General features: G+C 32.6%; 17 protein-coding genes and 2 pseudogenes. 5 read left to right on the forward strand and 14 right to left on the reverse strand.

All coding sequences use genetic code 11. The features are described from left to right. Positions 1–574: 574 nt before the first annotated feature. Positions 575–937 carry a hypothetical protein gene (locus LJD34_RS06995; RefSeq protein WP_032089845.1) on the forward strand — a complete coding sequence of 121 codons (363 nt, stop codon included), beginning with the start codon at positions 575–577 and terminating at the stop codon, positions 935–937. Between the two features lie 298 nt (positions 938–1,235). Here LJD34_RS06995 and LJD34_RS07000 read toward each other — a convergent pair whose 3' ends face one another. From LJD34_RS07000 to LJD34_RS07065, 14 genes and pseudogenes are all read right to left on the reverse strand, one after another. Beyond that, entirely contained in the window at positions 1,236–2,750 is a 1,515-nt protein-coding gene (locus LJD34_RS07000) for a lysozyme family protein (RefSeq protein ID WP_227359517.1), read from the reverse strand. After that, the gene (locus LJD34_RS07005; RefSeq protein ID WP_118662141.1) at positions 2,747–3,136 is read right to left on the reverse strand and encodes a DUF6075 family protein; all 390 of its coding nucleotides are present in this window, start codon (positions 3,134–3,136) and stop codon (positions 2,747–2,749) included. The genes LJD34_RS07000 and LJD34_RS07005 overlap by 4 nt, the downstream gene beginning before the upstream one ends. 13 nt (positions 3,137–3,149) lie before the next feature. Further along, positions 3,150–3,899, reverse strand: coding sequence for a DUF6674 family protein (locus LJD34_RS07010; RefSeq protein ID WP_227359518.1), 750 nt, complete (start codon positions 3,897–3,899; stop codon positions 3,150–3,152). Positions 3,900–3,956: 57 nt separating this feature from the next. Further along, positions 3,957–5,183, reverse strand: a complete 1,227-nt coding sequence (locus tag LJD34_RS07015) for a ComF family protein (RefSeq protein WP_227359519.1) — start codon at positions 5,181–5,183, stop codon at positions 3,957–3,959. After that, positions 5,167–6,345 carry a DNA-protecting protein DprA gene (locus LJD34_RS07020; RefSeq protein WP_227359520.1) on the reverse strand — a complete coding sequence of 393 codons (1,179 nt, stop codon included), beginning with the start codon at positions 6,343–6,345 and terminating at the stop codon, positions 5,167–5,169. Before LJD34_RS07020 ends, LJD34_RS07015 begins: the two co-directional genes overlap by 17 nt. Before the next feature lie 66 nt (positions 6,346–6,411). Beyond that, positions 6,412–8,740: pseudogene (locus tag LJD34_RS07025) on the reverse strand (VirB4-like conjugal transfer ATPase, CD1110 family). Further along, complete coding sequence (locus LJD34_RS07030; protein ID WP_227359521.1) at positions 8,661–9,098, reverse strand: PrgI family protein; 438 nt, start codon at positions 9,096–9,098, stop codon at positions 8,661–8,663. The pseudogene LJD34_RS07025 and the gene LJD34_RS07030 overlap by 80 nt, the downstream one beginning before the upstream one ends. A gap of 63 nt (positions 9,099–9,161) precedes the next feature. After that, the gene (locus LJD34_RS07035) at positions 9,162–9,476 is read right to left on the reverse strand and encodes a type II toxin-antitoxin system RelE/ParE family toxin (RefSeq protein WP_032089839.1); all 315 of its coding nucleotides are present in this window, start codon (positions 9,474–9,476) and stop codon (positions 9,162–9,164) included. Between the two features lie 3 nt (positions 9,477–9,479). After that, positions 9,480–9,746, reverse strand: a complete 267-nt coding sequence (locus LJD34_RS07040; protein ID WP_032089838.1) for a type II toxin-antitoxin system Phd/YefM family antitoxin — start codon at positions 9,744–9,746, stop codon at positions 9,480–9,482. Between the two features lie 81 nt (positions 9,747–9,827). Continuing rightward, on the reverse strand, positions 9,828–10,658 hold the full coding sequence (locus tag LJD34_RS07045; protein ID WP_195941271.1) for a hypothetical protein: 831 nt from the start codon (positions 10,656–10,658) through the stop codon (positions 9,828–9,830). A gap of 32 nt (positions 10,659–10,690) precedes the next feature. Continuing rightward, positions 10,691–10,936 carry a glutamyl-tRNA amidotransferase gene (locus LJD34_RS07050; protein WP_227279869.1) on the reverse strand — a complete coding sequence of 82 codons (246 nt, stop codon included), beginning with the start codon at positions 10,934–10,936 and terminating at the stop codon, positions 10,691–10,693. A gap of 123 nt (positions 10,937–11,059) precedes the next feature. Continuing rightward, positions 11,060–11,905: pseudogene (locus tag LJD34_RS07055) on the reverse strand (VirD4-like conjugal transfer protein, CD1115 family); the annotation flags it as partial. Positions 11,906–12,158: 253 nt separating this feature from the next. Then, positions 12,159–13,454, reverse strand: a complete 1,296-nt coding sequence (locus LJD34_RS07060; protein ID WP_009265517.1) for a tyrosine-type recombinase/integrase — start codon at positions 13,452–13,454, stop codon at positions 12,159–12,161. An 86-nt stretch (positions 13,455–13,540) separates the two neighbouring features. Beyond that, a complete protein-coding gene (locus LJD34_RS07065) occupies positions 13,541–14,170 on the reverse strand; it encodes a helix-turn-helix domain-containing protein (protein ID WP_005608353.1) in 630 nt (209 codons plus the stop codon). A 171-nt stretch (positions 14,171–14,341) separates the two neighbouring features. Here LJD34_RS07065 and LJD34_RS07070 point away from each other — a divergent pair, with 171 nt between their 5' ends. From LJD34_RS07070 to LJD34_RS07085, 4 genes are all read left to right on the forward strand, one after another. Further along, positions 14,342–14,572, forward strand: coding sequence for a helix-turn-helix domain-containing protein (locus LJD34_RS07070; RefSeq protein ID WP_004843519.1), 231 nt, complete (start codon positions 14,342–14,344; stop codon positions 14,570–14,572). A 140-nt stretch (positions 14,573–14,712) separates the two neighbouring features. After that, positions 14,713–15,027: a hypothetical protein gene (locus LJD34_RS07075; RefSeq protein WP_005608351.1), complete on the forward strand. Its 315-nt coding sequence runs from the start codon at positions 14,713–14,715 to the stop codon at positions 15,025–15,027. A 329-nt stretch (positions 15,028–15,356) separates the two neighbouring features. Further along, entirely contained in the window at positions 15,357–17,078 is a 1,722-nt protein-coding gene (locus LJD34_RS07080) for a MobA/MobL family protein (RefSeq protein ID WP_227359522.1), read from the forward strand. Next, positions 17,056–17,763, forward strand: a complete 708-nt coding sequence (locus tag LJD34_RS07085) for a DUF6040 family protein (RefSeq protein WP_008394183.1) — start codon at positions 17,056–17,058, stop codon at positions 17,761–17,763. Before LJD34_RS07080 ends, LJD34_RS07085 begins: the two co-directional genes overlap by 23 nt. The last annotated feature ends 163 nt before the right edge of the window (positions 17,764–17,926 follow it).

The raw sequence follows: 17,926 nt of genomic DNA on the forward strand, positions 1-17,926 counted from the left end.
GGACTAAGCACCAAAGTACTTTTTTTCTTGTGTCCGTTTTACAGGGTCCATTTTATTCTTCTCCTCTTTTTTATTTTTTGAATTCTATTTAAATTTTGACTTTATCTATATATTTTATAGATTTCCTACTTATTTCAAGAAAGTCTAATTTTATTTCTCGCTCGTTTGAAAATAAACTATATAAAGTTTTCCTTTGCATACACATTTATACCTTCATATAACCACTCTTCAAGATATATCTATCCACTATTTTCGTAAAATATTTGAAAATTTATAATTAAAATAACCAAGTATTCCAACAATACTTTTTTCATATACAATAATTTTAATTCAAGTACTACTAGTTTATATAGTTTGAATTAAAAAATAATAAATTATCGTTCTACCTTAATTTAGAGACTACTTACATAACAACTAAAAGTAGACTTCAAAATTATACGATGCTAACAAGTCATATTCTTATTTATTATTTTATAATATTACCTATTTTATATATGTGTTTATTGACAAAAATATTCTTTATGCTATATTTAAGATAGAAAACGTTTTCATTAATATTTATTTTATAGGAGGGGTGATTAAAATCAAAAAATATGTATCTTTATTTATCTTTTTATTAGTTCTATTAATACCTATCCAAGTTTTTGCAGAATATCAGCAGTTTGTTAGAAGATCAGATACTTTTAAAGTAGGACAATATGGTCAATTTGAACAATGTGTTGTTATTAATAAAGATCTCAGTACTAAGGTAATATCCTTTAATTCATGGGGAAATTATGCAGTTAAAAACAATAATGGATATAGCATCACAATGGTTTCAAGAAAACACGAAAAAAAGAATAATAAATTATACATTTACCTTACAGTAAAAGGTTATGACTTTAATACAAAAAAATATAGTTCAAATTATAATTTTAGTTTTACAATAAGTTCTTAAAATTAATAAAGTGACTGGATCTGTAACAAAATTCTCTGAAAAAAATAAAAAAAGAACAATGAAATAGTCAAAACTGTAACATTGTTCTTTTTGTTATATAATGAGCACATTACCCGCATAATTTTAATAGTCAACGATTAAGAGATGAATTTCTTAATACTATGAAAAATAATATTTTACGTATTAACTTTAAAAACTTCTAAAATATAATCTTACCAAAAAAATCATCTCAATTTTTTCCAAATGAAAAAGTGATTATAGAATATAACAATAAATAAATTAGTGACAGAAAATTTTTTTAAACTCCATACCCATAAATAGATTTGCTACTTAAATTATAACTTTTTTCTCTAACCTCATTTTTGCTATTACCTTCTATAGTGAATACTTTTCCATTTTCAACTTTTTCAACAATACCTACATGATCTGTATGACCATCCTGTTGCCAATCAAAAAATATAATATTTCCTGTCATTGGCACATAAGTTTTATCTTTCCATCTGTTATTTTTCTTATACCAATTTTCTCCATCTGTACATAGAGAAAACTTTGGTACTGAACTATCATCTAACATTCCACTTTCATTTGCACACCATGATACAAAAATGGCACACCAATTTACTTTTTTATTGAATCCATACCATGTCCAATATTTACTTCCACTTGTTGTTCCAACTTGTGACTTTGCAACTTCTACTATATTGTTATTTCCAATATGATAATACCTTAAAACATGTGCAACGTAATCAGGATCACCATAAACATTTGTTTTTAATTTTGCCTTCATTTCATCAGAAAACACCTTTGCATTTGCTCTAGTATATCCTCCAAAATGTTCATTTGCCCAACTTATATATCCGTTTCCATAATTATACCCTTGAAGGGCTAATGATATATGCTCGGTATCTCCACTTGAAGCTACTTTTGCATCGTTTAAGCAACTAGCTAAATGTTGTATTCCTACCTTAATGGAATAATCAGCATCTGTTATTCCATTATGAACCCTTGGATATTTTTCATTAAATCCACATTCTGATGACTGCATAGGGTCATTTCCCTTTCCTCCGCTTTCTTGCATCATTACTGCCTGTATCAAAGAAACATAATCATCAATTCCACTTTCCAACGCATATTTTTCAATCACTGGTGTATAAGCTATTACTTCTGAACTGAGTCCTTCTACAGACGTATTTACACTGGAATCATCTGACAAAGCAGAAAATACCCCAATAAATAAAACAATCACTATTAGAATAATCATTCCTGTTCCATAAGAAATCAAATGATTCATGATTGCTATTGGCTTTTTTACAAAACTTATCAGCTTTTTTATAAAATCTATAATTTTATTACCTGAATATTTCATTGTGGTTGTTCCATTAAACTTATTTAATGATTTTCTATATTTGTTCAACATTCTTGATTGACTTATTGTCTGATTCGACAAAGTTTGATTAATTGTGTTCGATAAATTACCACTTGTTCTGGAATTAATTTTATTCTTAGCTGTTGATAATTTTATGTTTTTTAATTTAATATTACCCTTTTTTGTACTGTTTTCCTTTATAAACTTTTCATTTTTTCTTTTTTGGTTTCGATATTTCTTTATTTTTATTCTAGCACTAACAAGTGTTTTTTCACTTGCACCTTTGATTTTATTTATTGCATAATTTGACTCTTTATTTTCCTTTTCATCCTGTACATTATTTTTTGTATTAATACTTTGCTTTTTATTAAAAGAATCTAGCATCTTTTTCTTATCAAGAGTCTTAATATCCTTAATTGTTTCTTTTGTCTTAATATTCTTTATCATAAACAGTTATCAAAACTCTTATCTTTTCTAGATTTATAATATTCAGGATATCTTAATTTTATTGACTCCATAAAAAAAGAACTGTATTCACATGAAAACAGTTCATAAGGTGTTGAAGCTTTTGCATTTTTTTCATCTACATAACCATTGAACAAATTGAAACCCATCAGCGTTGTATTAATTGATCCTGAAGTATGCCATGATTTACCTAGTCCTGACAGTTTAATACTGTTTCTATTAAAATCATAAAGATCATTAATATGCTCTCTGCAATCTTTATCAATGGTTAATGTATAAAATAGCGATTGATGATAAACATCATTAATTCCACTTTTTTCTATAGCTAAATGATATGCTTTTTTATGTTCATTGTTAAAATACTTCATTATATTCCCCTCACTATCTTATTTTTTTTTCTTTCATTTTATTTTTTATTGATTTTTCTGCCGTCTTGCTTTCTAAATATTTTATTTCACTTTTTACAGACTTTTTATCTATATTATCCACTCGATGAATCATCTTTGAAGTTTTTACAATCATTTTTTCTAAATTAGACAGCATTGAGCGTGATGTTCTTTGAATAAAATTCATTTTATTCACTTCTGGTCTTTTATTAACTGGTGGTTTTCCCATAATAATTGCTCCGATATTTTTAAAATTCATCTTTGTATTTCTTAATTCGTTAGTAACAGCATCACATTTATTTATAAGTAGATGTGTTTTATTAACACATTTAAAAAGTGACCTATGGAATTTTCCAAGAGCCACTTTAAAATGTGAAATTTCAATTGTTTTGATAACTGCCTGTTTACCATGTTGCTTAAACTGATTCACACATTCTTTTACTGAAGATAAAATATTTGATTTTATATCACTTAATTGTTTCTTTCCATTATCTACTGTCTTTTTTATATCTTCAGTTATACTTTTCATAATTTCTCGAATAGTTGGATTTTGTAATTGTTCTATTGTATTCTTTAATTCTAAGACTTCACTTGTCATATAATCTATCTTCTTTTCCATATTTGAAATATAATCGAGTAATTCTTTAGTTTCATTTATTTTATTCTCTTTATGTTCCTTATAAAGTATCTTAAAATATTCACTAATATAAGGATCATTGTATATTGCTGGTAATTGTTTATCCATATTGTTATTTCCTCCTATAAAAAAAGATATGCCTTTATCAAAAGCATATCCAAATATTTAAAATTCATCCTGTAAGTCAACTATGTCAACTACTTCTAATTTATTAATTTCTTTTAATGTATCCATTCCACTTAACAGATCAATTGTACTTGATTTACCATTTTCATGTTCTTGATAATTTTCACATCCAAAGAACAATTGTCCACTTGATTTATTCATTCTTAATTTCATATTACTTCCACAAATATTACATTTTAAATTTTTATATTTGATAGATGATTCCGTTAATTGATTAACTGATAATAATACAGCAATAACTTTCTTTGCACCTGCTTCATACAATATTTTTACTGCCTCAAGAATTGTTGAACCAGTAGAGAAAACATCATCAATTATAACAATTGTTTTATTTTCAACATCTTTTATTACTTCAAAAGCACCTTTTACTATTTCCCTTCTCACATATAAATCATTACCCTTTTGGGAAAAATCCTTTATGCATCTAAGAAAAGTATCTAATTGCATATTTTCTTTTTTTAATCCTATAAGTTTTAAATTATTGAATCTATCAAACTTACCTTCTTTTATATCTGCAGGCTTCAAAGGAATATAAGTAAAGCTATCTACATTTTCTATTTGAGCAATATATCGACAAGCTAAATCAAAAAACAAATCAACAACCTTAACATATCGAGATTTAAATTGTTTAACTATATGTGATAAAGGATCATTCAAAATATACATGTGTTTATTAGCATAGTATCTACCACCAAAATATAAATCCACAACTCTCTCACTTCCATCAGCTAAAGTAATAGATTCATTACAAAATAATAGTGACATAGTCTTTTTAGACGATTCATATGTTGCGAATATTTCTGCACAATATCCTTTCCTGTCATAATTAAGAACTTCCACAATCTGTTTTATAGTTAAAACATCATAATCTGGTATATTCTTTAAGAAATCATGTATTAAATTTCCAACCAGTATTGTTCCTATATGATATTCAATCATAGATTTTAAAAATAAAATATCTTTACTTATAGAAATAATTGCATAGGATTCACATTTTTCTTTTTCCATTACTTCCTGTATTAAATCATACAAGTCAAAATACATAATAGAATTTTCATAACTTATCAATTTATCAGTCTTTGTCACAATAATTTTTTTAATAATCTTACCATCTTTAGAATATGGATAAGTTAAAAATTCTTCTTCTAATGTATCGCCATCTAACATTAGTAACTGTATATTATCTGGTCTAGTCCATTTCCACATTACTTACTTCCTCCATATCATCGTTGTTAAACAAATTATAAAGAACTTCATTTTTATTTAATATTTCTAAAACCTCTTTTAGATTTTTAAAAGAATGTGCTCCTTTTTTTAGGTATTTCTTTGGCCATGATATAGAAGAATTATTAATAGCTGATTGTGGTATTAAAACATCTCTTCCTTGTTTTAGAGCGTAATCAGCTTGTTTTAAAGCTCCACTTGTTTCTCCTGCTTCCATGATAATCGTTGCTAATGAGATTCCACTCATTGTCCCATTTCTTGTTGGGAAGTTCCATCTATAAACTGGATTACATGGTGGAAATTGTGAAACCACTAACCCTTTTTCTTCAATAGCTAATTGCAATTCTTTATTTTCTTTTGGATAATATTGGTTAATTGGTGTTCCTATAACTGCAATTGTTCTTCCTCCATTTTGTAAGGCTGATTTATGAGTAGCTGTATCGATTCCTTTAGCAAGACCAGCATTAACAACAATATTTCTTTTGATAAGTGACTTTACGATTTTTTCTGTCTTCTTCATTGAATCTATTGAAGCATTTCTGCTTCCAACAACACATACAGACTTTTCATTCAATAAATGAACATTTCCTTTTAGAAATAGAAATGGTGGTGTTCCTTGAGTATCAGCTAATAACTTTGAATATATTCCATCACCTTTTTTTACTAAAATGACATCATCTGTTAATTTTGCAAAGCTATCTTTTACTTTCAGATAACAGTTATAAAACTCTTTTTCTGAAATATTTAATTTTGATGACAAATAGGGAATATTATTTTTTAATCCACTTCTAAAATCAAAATGGTCTATTTTTTCTAATTGATCTATATATTCACATGTCTTTTTATCATTGTTATTAAAATATTGTTGAATCGTATAATATAAAATAGCATCTCGAACATAAGCATTGTTAATATTAAACATTCCTGCTTTTGTTGTATTTTTATTATTAGATACATTTGTAATTTTTCTTTTTTCTAGATCCTCTTTTAAAAATAACATAATTGATTTACTTACCTTTATTGGCTCAATTTGTTTGTCATGAACTAATTGATTTAATCTTTGTGTGGAGATTTGTAAATACTCCGCTGCTTCGCTTGAGGTATATATATCATTCATTATTGCTTTTATTTGATTTCTATCCATAACCATCCTACTCCTTTATGGATATTTTACTATTGCTCTTGATGATTATCAAGAGCAATAAATTTGTTACTTATTCTTTTCTGATGGTTTTGTTGACATCAATTTATATAGCAATGTATTTTTTTGGAAATCTATTTATAAAAGGTACGATGTTTCCACCATATTTAATTAATCCACATCCTGATTGTGCATTAGTTATATAACTTAACTGTTCATCAGAAATATTCAGTAATTTTGCAAGCTTTTCTCTATCTTGATATGACTGATTTAACATAACAACAAATTCACTGTTAGAAAGCATCGTACTTGCCTGAACACTATCTAACAGATATTCAACATTCTGTGTAATTCCAATAGGATAGCCATCTCTTTTTCTAAATTGTCTCCATGCCGAGTTAAAGAAAGAAGCACTCTCTTCATTTTCAAAAACCACATGAAATTCATCAAGAATGATATGTGTCCTTTTACCTTTTCGCCAATTTTCATTAACACGGTTAATCATTGCGTCCGTGATTACTAATAGTCCCATTGTCTTTAACTGTTTTCCAAGTTTAAAAATATCATATGATACAATTCTGCTTGAAGTATTTACATTTGTTTGATGTGCAAATGCATCTAATGAGCCGTCCGTAAACAATTCAAGTTTCAATGCTAAACTTCTTGCTTCTATTTCAGGTTGTTCTAACAGCTTCTCTCTCAACGTAACAAGTGTAGGCATTTTCCTTGTTCGATAATAATCCTGAAATACCAAAGTTACACATCTATCAATGATCGACCTGTCTACTGGTTTAATTCCATCTCTATCCAACTGTTCAAATAAAGACATGATAAATTGTGACTTATCTCCAACTGGATTACCACTATCACCATAACCTTCCAGCATATCCATTGCATTAATATGATTTTCACTTCCTGCGGCAATCGCTATAACTTCTCCTCCCAACTCTTTAACTAAAAGTGAATACTCTGCTTCTGGATCACAGATAATAATATCATCTTGAGTTGCAAGAGCTAAAAATACGATTTGTTCCTTTGTCAAAAAGGATTTTCCAGAGCCGGGTACTCCTAACTGAAAGGCATTAGGATTCATTAATTTTTCTTTATTGCACATAATTAAATTATTTGTAATAGCATTTTGTCCAAACCAAATGCCACCATCATCAACAACTTCCTGTGCTCTAAAAGGGATAAAGACAGCCATACTTTCTGTAAGCAATGTTCTTACAATATTTAGTTTATTTGTTCCAATTGGTAAAACACTTGATAGGCCATCTAACTGTCTACTTGCAAAAAACAATATATCCAATTCACACATATACTTTCTAGCAACTGCCATAAGTGCTTCTGTATCGTTATCAAGTTCTTCTAGACTATCAGCTAAATGAACGATTGTCATACACCCCAACATCATACGTTGATCCCTTACTGTTAAATCATCTAAAAATTCTTTGCTCTCTTTTCTTTGAAGTTCCATATCATAAGGAATTACAGCACTGAAATTGTTATTTGCGTTCTGTCTTCTTTGCCAATTTGTAATATTAGTTTCAACACCAAGCCATTTCCTTTCGACCTCTTTTACTGCCTCGTCTGTTGGAACTGTAATAATATCCATTGAATACATAAGATTTTTATTTAATGAACAAAGTTCTGATATAAAACTATCCTTTACATATCTTGCATACTCACTTAAATACATAACTCTTCCATACTTATCTCCTAATTGAAAATATTTATCATGAAATTTTGGCATTTGTGGACAGATAGCATCTTTAAAATGATGTCCCTTTCTCATTGAAGCATCCATATCAAATGAAAACTGTTCTTCATGTCCGTTTCTATAAAAATCATGAAGAATTTTTAATCTTTCAATAGCATCAAGTTCTTCTAATTGAGAACCCAATTTAGAAAAATGAGATGATAATTCTACAGTTACCCTTGAAAAGAAATTTCTTGCTTCTTCTACATTCTTTTTAAAGGCAGTTATTGTTATATACTTTTCTTGAATAATTCCATCTGCTCCAGATACTTTCTCTAATAACATATCATTGTATTCTTTTCGATATTTATCAAGATGATCATTTCTTAATGGAATTAAAATCTTTTCTTTAAATTCTTTTATATTAATTTTTCTATTATTGATTGTAATCTTTGTCATTGTTGAACTGTCTAATGAATTAAGCAATTCACTATAATTTAAAAACAATCCAACCTTTTCATCCTTTGAAGCAATTGAATAATTAATATCCTTAAATCTATATGTTTTAGAATATTTGTTCTTAGAACAAAAAATACCATCTTTATAGAGAGTATCAATATCAATTAGATCCTGTGCGCTTTTGGGAACACTTATTTTTTCTTTGTTTTGTTTTTTCAATCTTTCGTAGCTTTTTATCATTTGGATCAATAGACTCCTTTCTTTTAATTTCTAAAAATTCTTTTAAATATTCGTAATATAAATTTTGTGGTTTAAATATCAAATTATGTTGTTTAATCAATAGTGAGCGTATCGCACATATAACAATCTGTTCAGCATTCATTCCTTGAAATCTAATGAATCCAAGTGCTGCAAATGGTGCAGCTGAAATCATACACAACCAACTTGTTATCTCCATTCCTAAATGATCAATGAATAAAAAATAAAATATAACTGCCATTACACACGCTAAAAAAGAAAAAAAGCATTGTCTTAGGGATAATCCTAAAAAAATGCCTTCTGTATATTCTCTTATCTCTTTATTAATTTTTACTTCCATATTACTCCTTCCTCTTTTTTCACAAATAAAAAGCAAGAGGAAATTTCTCTTGCCATTAACTCTTTACTTATCTAACCATTGATAATCTTTTCTATAATCAAGTATATAATCAACGTATACAACATCTTCTTGAATTTGATATAAAATCAAATACCATTTTTTTATAAACATTTTTCTATATTTGTTTGGTGGTATATATTCTTCGTTAAAAAAAGGATAGCGTTTGGGCATTTGCTCTAATGATCGTATACCATCAATAACCGCCTTTTTTTGTTTTGTTGCTGCATCAGCACTTACCTTAGCAATAAAAGCAATATTTGATGCAAGCATATTTTTTGCCTTTTCTGAAATAATTACTTTATATTTCTCATATTCCATTTTCTATACTCCTGAAATAATATCATCAAGGTATTTATCTAATTCATCAATTGTATAACCTTTATTTCCTGCCATTCTATCTTCTTCTACAGAAAGAAGTTGTTCACGTAAATCTAACATTTTTTCCCTACGACTAAATGTCTCCATATCCATAACAACTAAATCACCTTCACCGTTTCTTGTAAGATATACAGGTTCTTGACTTGTCCTACAAAGGTCTGCAATTTCATTATAATTTTGTCTAATTGCTGCAGATGGACGAATATTCATAATAAGCACCTCCAATATAGTAATATTCTAGTAATATTATACCCTTATAATACTATATATTCAATATTTTAGATTAAAGTATTACAATCCCATCATTTCTTTAACTATTCGATCTGACATTTTTACCGTACCAACTAAAATCAGCATATTGAAAATAAGTTCCCCAATATAGCTCCATAACATGGAAATTGCACTCACTTCACTATCTACAACTGGTGGTGAACCTGCAAATTGTGAAAAAATAATACAGGCTAAAACTATAATTGCTCCTTCTAGACATACACCCACATAAGACTTAATAAACGTTATCGCTACTGACTGTGTACTTTCTCCTGCAGCAGTAGAAAGCGGCACAGGAGAAATGGCCGTATACATATACAATTTAAAGAAACGACCATAAACAGTAAGTATGAGGACAAAGGACAAAATCGTAATGAAAATACCACCTAAAAGTGTTACCGCCCAAACAGGTATGCTTTCCAAAAATCCACATTCCTCTACTGCATCTATAATTTCTTGAGGAATAGTAGTAGATGTTGCTGTTCCAACACCTACTGTTGTCATAATTTGAGAGGTTATACCTTGCACAATCTCAAATAATTTTGTCATCAATTCCATTCCATAAACAACTAGCCCTCTTGCAATTGCAAACCTTAAAAACAAACGAATTGCCTGCTCGGGTCGCTTTATCTCGTTTAGATTACTGCATGTCTTTACCATTCCTACTGCAAAGAAAAGAACAAGAAGTGCTAGTCCAATGGCTTGCAAACCTCCATGTATCTTCACAATCACATTCCAAATATTTCCGCCTTTAAAGTTTTGAGGTGTCTGTGTTAATAACAGCCATATTTCTGCAAGTTTCTCATTCCATGTATTGATTGCATTTGTTAAGTTATCAATAATACTACCCAATATCTATCACCTGCCTTACCCATTTAAAATCGCTATCCTGTAATTGTATTTAAAATTTCTTTTGCAAAAGTAATAACGATACCACCTGCTACAGTTAAAAATCCATTTGCTCTTTGTGATGGATCATGACTTTTTAAACTCAATCCTAACTGTACAATTCCAAACCCTAAAATGATCATTCCAATAGCTCTAATTAAACTAAAAACAAAAGTTGAAAGATTATTAACAACTGTTAATGGATCTCCATCTGCATAAACTTGAATTACCTTGAAATTCATTAAAAAGATATTGAGTGCATAAACAAAAAATATCTTCATTGTTTTTTTGTATTTTTTTAAATATTTTCTCATCTGTTTTTCTCCCTTCAAAATAAAAACAGCTCTATTTCTAAAGCTGCTTTCCTATTTACTATTTAATTGTTTAAAGTAGTTGTCCATATCTTCATCACTTAATAATTCATACTCTCTATCGCTCAATAAAATATTTTGCCAGTCATCAATTGAATATTTGATTTTACCATGTAGATATGGTTTTGCATTTCCATCCGTAGTTTCATTTATTCTTGGATGTTTCAAAATATCATACTTCTTATCAAATACAGGTCTTTCTCCTCTAATAAAAAGCAATCCATAATCATTATCTAATAATCTAACCTCATCTGGTGTAAGTAATTCTCTTCCTGCCTGTTGATAATTTGTTGAATAATTTCCTGACCTCCCACTTGATTTACCGTAAGTATTTGTATCAAGTGTCTCTTTTCCCAAATATTCTGACATGAATTTGTGTGTACTCTGTTCATTTCCACCAAGATAGTATAATGTATCACAATTTCCTACGATACTTTCCCAACTATCTTTATAAAGTCCTTTGATTTGAGCAAGATTCTGTATAATGATTGAAACAAAAATAAGTCGTGATCTCATTGTAGAAAGCAATTTGTCAAATTCATCTGGTAAAGCCACATTCGCAAATTCGTCCATAAGAAAATGTACGGGCACTGGTAAAGCACCACCGTGAACAATATCCGCCTGATAATATAACATTTGAAAAAGCTGAGTATAAAGCATACCGATAAGAAAGTTGAATGTTGAATCATTGTCTGGAATAACCGCAAAGATTGCAGTTTTTCTTTCTCCCACCAAATCAAGTTCCAACTCATCTATTGCAGTTAAACTAGCAATACTTTCCAAGTTAAAAGCTGATAAACGCACACCTACAGAAATAAGAATCGATTTAGCAGTTTTCCCAGTAACAAAATGTCAATAGTTTTTTAATCATTTTTCTCAAAAAGGCAAAAAAATAGAACGTATAGTTTATTTCCATACGCTCTATCTCACATTTCATATTAAATTTTGAATTCTACAAACTGGAATTTATATAATTATCTCTCTAACTTTCCCCATTTTATAGGCTTTCCCGCCTGTCCATTAGTGAAATGATATGTAGTTTCCCTTATTTTTACCCTTATGAGATAATCACAAGGGAAATAAGGGAATTTTTTTAATCATTGCCTACCACTTTATCAAGAAGCCTAACTGATTTTCGTTTAGCATCTCTTGTGGAGTGAGCATAGACATTCATTGTGGTACTTACATCTGAGTGTCCTAACAGTTCCTGCACATCTTTTGGGGCAGCTCCATTTGCTAAAAGGTTGCTTGTATAGGTGTGACGTAACTGGTGGAAATGAAAGCCTTCAAATCCCTCTAATGTTTTTGCCACCTTTCTGCAAACAGTCCCCAAAGTAGTTGGAAGTTCCAGACAACCATCCGGTCTTAAACAGACGAAAGAAATTTCTTTATAATCTGCCGGGACTTCCTCTGTTCTGTCTAAGCAATAATATTCGTAGTACACTCTGTTTTTCTCTTTGACCGCTTTGTAGTAGTTCGTGTGATAAAGTTCTCCGTACTGCATTCGATTTTTTAACTGCTCTTTCCGGGCATTACGGAAAATCTCTACCAGCGTATCTCCAAAATCAACAATCCTCACTTTTTTCCGCTTGGTTGGTCCGATGATATATTTGCGCTTTGAGCCATCGTATCGGATGCTACGTCTTATGGTAAGGCATTGTTCTTCCAGATTTACGTCCTGCCACGCCAAACCGCAGGCTTCTCCAATACGAAGCCCGGCATAATAGGCTATCTGGATTGGAAGTATTGCGGCTGGGTTCTTTTTTTTCAGATAAGCAAGCAATCTTTCATAATCTTCTCGTGAAATTGGTTGGATATTTCCGTCCATGTCCTCGTCTGAAAACAAATCAACTTCATCCGTCTGATACCGCAGTTTAATATACTGCATGGGATTAAACGTAATATACTGCTTTGGAAATACTGCAAAACGGAAGGACTGCTGCATGACTGCGGAAAAAGAATGGATATAATCTTTGCTGTAACCCTTTCTCTCTTTTCCGTCGGGATGAACTCCCCCGAAGGAAAGCAAATCAAAAAAGGATTGCAAATGCTCAGAGGTTACATTTTTCAGTTTCCGTTCTGCCAATGGGTGTTTCTTGATATTTCGGATTGTTCCGAGGTAATTCTCCACCGTACCATTGCTGAGCGTACCTGTTTTTAATTCCTCCTCTGCCCACACATCCAAAAGCTGTCCGACTGTGAGATTTTCCGCTTTGGCAACAAATTTCTTTTTCTCATAATCATCCATTGCCTGACGGAGCAGCTTTTCAGTTTCACTTTTGCTTTCTGTTCCAACGCATTCTTTCTGAACAAGATTGCCGCTTGCGTCCTCTACATAGAAGCGGTAGTACCATTTCTTTCCTTTTTTTCTTACAGATCCTTTTGCCATAATCGTATGTCTCCTTTCGATATTAGACAATCGGAACTGATGAAATGCTTCGTGCGTGTAAGTATATCATAACTCCGGTTGTCTTACTATACCGATTCGGAATCTTCGTATAAGACTTCTGATAAAAGATTTGCAAGCCTTTGTTCTGCTGTTTTTGGTTTCTTGGAATAGAGCCTTACAACGTCTGCCATCTCATTAAAAGCATTGATGGTGTGAGTGATTTCCCTTAAGAACATAATCTCATTATATTCATCATTCGATTCAAACCCTATTGTTTTGGCAATATCCGTCTGACCAGCATTCCCCTTGAAGTTTTTGCAGGCGAACTGGAAGGAATCCAAAAACAGACCATATTGTTTTAACATCAGCAGTAATAAATCTTTTGAAAAAGCATCTTCTTCTTTGGTAAGGGCAAGCGGTAACTGTTCCAGAATATCTCCCATCGCATCACGAATCTGTAACTCTCTCTTATCCGTAATGTCGGTTTCATATTCATCTGTTTCCCCTTTGAGCCATTCCACAGATACATGGAGTGCTTCCGAAAGACCTTCCAGCACCATTTTTTTCGTATTGTCAATCGAACCATTCTCATAACGCAGGATTGTAGAAGCGGTAACACCCATCTTTTCTGCGACATAAGGCTGTGTCAGATTCAATTCCAGACGGCGCTGTTTTACTCTGCTGCCTATCAGCTTGCGTAGTTCTTTATCTTTCATGCTGACTGCCTCCTTTTTCGGTATGTATGAATTATAGCATTGTTTTTCTGTAATTGCAATATGCAACTTAAAAATTATTTTTAATATTTCGTAATGCTTGACAAAAAGATATGAAAAGGATATACTTACATCACAAGAATTGCATAATGCAATTTATAAGGAGGTGATTATATGACGCAAAGAAAAATTGCATTATCCATCGAAGAAGCTGCTGACTATACGGGAATCGGCAGAAACACCTTAAGACAGCTTGTAGAATGGAAGAAACTTCCAGTATTAAAGGTTGGTCGCAAAGTCCTGATTAAAACCGATATTCTGGAAATGTTTATGGAAGCGAATGAAGGTCGTGATTTGAGGGATAGAGGAAATGTAAAAGCCGTAACAAGAACTGCGGCAAATTAAAAAGGCGGCTTCCAAAGAAACCGCCAAGGGTTCTATCAGACCGAAGCCATGATATACCTACACGCAAGAAGATTATACCATGTGCTTCTTCTGATACGCAACCGAGAACTTATGTTTGTAAAAGAAAGGGGAATGTAATCATGGCAAAATCAACAAAAAGTTATGAAGAACGAATGCTTGAAATGGAAAAGAAGGAACAGGAAAGCCTTGAAAAAGCAAAACGATATGCAGCACAGAAGAAAGAACTTCTGAAACGAAAGAAAGCCGAAGAAAGTAAAAAACGAACCCATAGGCTCTGTCAGGTTGGCGGTGCGGTGGAATCCGTTCTCGGTGCGCCTATCGAGGAAGAGGACATCCCAAAGCTGATTGGTTTTCTGAAAAAGCAGGAAGCCAATGGGAAATTTTTTTCAAAGGCAATGCAGAAAGAAACACATACCGATATGGAGGAAGTGTAATGGCGGGGGGGGGATGAGTTTTTCATTCCCTTCATTGCTTTTTCATGAAGGGCGCACTTATGGACAACCAGAGGTCGTCCCAATAAGTTTGCCACAAGTGGCAACCGGTCTTCGCTCACGCTTGCCGGGCTCGTTCCGTCGGCGGGGCTTTCAGCCAGACCTGCTCATGCCGCAGGAGGCACTCTTCGCCAGAGGGGCGCATTCCATGCAGGCTGCTATGCGCAGGGCACTCTTACGCAGAGGGCGTTCCGGCAATACTGCTTTTTCTAAAACTGAAAGCAATGTTGCCGGAAATCTATGCCGGATGTGCAGAAAGGGGGAATCCAGACATGGCGATTTTTCATTACACAATCAAAATAGTCGGACGAAGTAAAGGGAAATCTGTTATCTCCGCTTCCGCATATCTCAATGGGGATGTGATGAAAAACGAGGAAACCGGGCGAATCAGTTATTACACTTCTAAAAAAGAAGTGGTCTACACCAGTCTGATGATGTGCGAAAACGCACCTCCTGAATGGCAGATAGTACCAGAAGAAAATATAAAACGCTTTCAAAAATCTGTCCGATACAAAAGGTCAGAAGATAAAGAAGCTGCTTTAGAAAAATTTAAAATCACATTTCAGAAACAACGGTTATGGAATGAGGTATTGAAGATTGAAAAAAGTGCAGATGCCCAACTTGGCAGGTCATTTGAATTTGCCCTCCCCAAAGAATGGAGCAGACAGGAACAAATTCAATATACAACCGACTATATCCAAAAAACTTTTGTAGATAGAGGAATGTGCGCTGATTGGAGTATCCACGACAAAGGGGATGGCAACCCCCATGTCCATCTGCTTCTAACTATGCGTCCTTTTAACCCGGATCATTCTTGGGGAAAGAAAGAAGTCAAGGATTGGGATTTTGTCAGAGATAAAAACGGAAATATCGTGATTGATGAATCCCATCCGAACTGGTGGCAGGATAAGAAAAACCCTGACCGTCATGGAATCCGTATCCCTGTATTAGACGAAAACGGAATTCAGAAGATTGGAGCAAGAAACCGCCTGCAATGGAAACGGGTGCTGACCGATGCTACTGGATGGAACAATCCAAAAAATTGTGAACTGTGGCGGAGTGAATGGGCAAAGGTATGTAATGAACATCTGCCTTTGCATAATCAAGTTGATCATCGTTCTTATGAAAAGCAGGGAAAACTCCAGATTCCTACCATCCATGAAGGAGCTGACGCAAGAAAGATTGAACAAAAGTTTTTTGCCGGGCAGGAAATAAAAGGCTCGTGGAAAGTAGCGGAAAATCAAATCATAAAACAACAAAACACGTTATTGCAAAAGATACTAAACACCTTTGGGAAAGTATCGGGTGCATTATCATTATGGAAGGAGCGATTAAATGACATTAGAAGAAAGCCGGGAAATTATACCCTTAATGGAATCCATGATTGGTCAAATCGAAGAACAGCAGAACCTAATGGCAGAAATGATTCTGGAAATGCAGAACCGGGACACTCAACTCTCTCTTATGCAAAAACAGAATCAGAAATTACAAAAATTAAACAACGAGTTATCCGAGCTGCTCAACATTTTGCCAAATACCGAGGAACTGCTTTCCAAGATGGAAGAACAGAAAACGAAGATAGAGCTTTTGGAAAACGAAAATCAGCAATGGCAGAAATTGGCACAGAAGCTGAACAGCGAAAACAGTTTATTACTGAAACAGAACACCGAATTGCTGAACTGGAACAGCAGATAGAGAAAGGACGTGATATAGATGAACGAATCCAGAGAATCAAAGAACGCCGAACAGTTGGAAGAACTTCTGCTCTTGACCGAGGAGATACAAGAAGAACTAGAACAGAAAGAACAGCTTATCGTGGAACTGAAGACGCAGCTCAGCGAATCTCTGACCTTGAACGAGAAATTAAACAAAGAGAACAGAGCCGGGAATATTCAAGCATTAAAGAACGACTTGAAGCTGGCAGACAGAGCATTGCGGATCGAGAAAGAGAAGTTGCGAAGCGCAAACGTCATGATAGAGGAATGTCAAGATAAAATATGCTATTTAACACAGGAACGGGATTATGCCCGGACACATCAGAAAATCGTAGAAATACCGGTAGAAAAGCCGGTACTCTATGAAAAATGTGAAGCCTGTAACCGGACAGCCTATCAGAATGCAAAAGCAAAATACGAAACACAAAAAGAGCGACTTGCAGGACAGTATAAAGCAAAAACGGTAATGTTCCAAACAACCTTGTTCCTTCTTGCATGGTATTCGTTGACAACCACTCTTTTTCAGGCAGTACAGTCAGATATGTTCCTTGTCGATTGTAAATCATTCTTCAATGATTTAGCATCATTCATACAAACCTTTGTCGGATGGACGATTGATGCCGGGCATTCTGCGGCACAGATTAGTACAAAAATTCCAAATGCTTTTATAGCCGGAATGGTATATTGGTTATTGCTAATATTGATTGTAGGAATATGTATGGCAGGAACAGGGATGCTGGCGATACTGATAGAAATAAAGGTTATAGAATTATATAAGAAAAACTGTTGGGATGTTATTACTCTACTAATGATACTGACAAGTGTTGCTATTGTCATTTATTTTGGAGAATCAATCAAAAAAGTACTGTCAGTAAATCTTCTATTGCTTTTCGTACTTTCGCAGGGCGCATATGTTGGAATTAGATGTTATCTTAAAGTTTGGTTAGAAAAAAGACCATATTAGTATTTTCAACTTACTGTATAGACAGTAAAATTACTCCATACCAGCCTAGTGAAAATTTACTGTATGAAAAGAAGTATTACAGAGAAAAAAGGCTGTAAAAACAGGAACAGCCAGCCCGAAAGAATTTACGGACTGGCTGTATCAGCAGAGTAATGTAATTGTG

Origin of the sequence: Faecalibacillus sp. MSK20_93, assembly GCF_020589945.1 — a bacterium.
Classification (GTDB): Bacteria; Bacillota_I; Bacilli_A; order Erysipelotrichales; family Coprobacillaceae; genus Faecalibacillus; species Faecalibacillus intestinalis.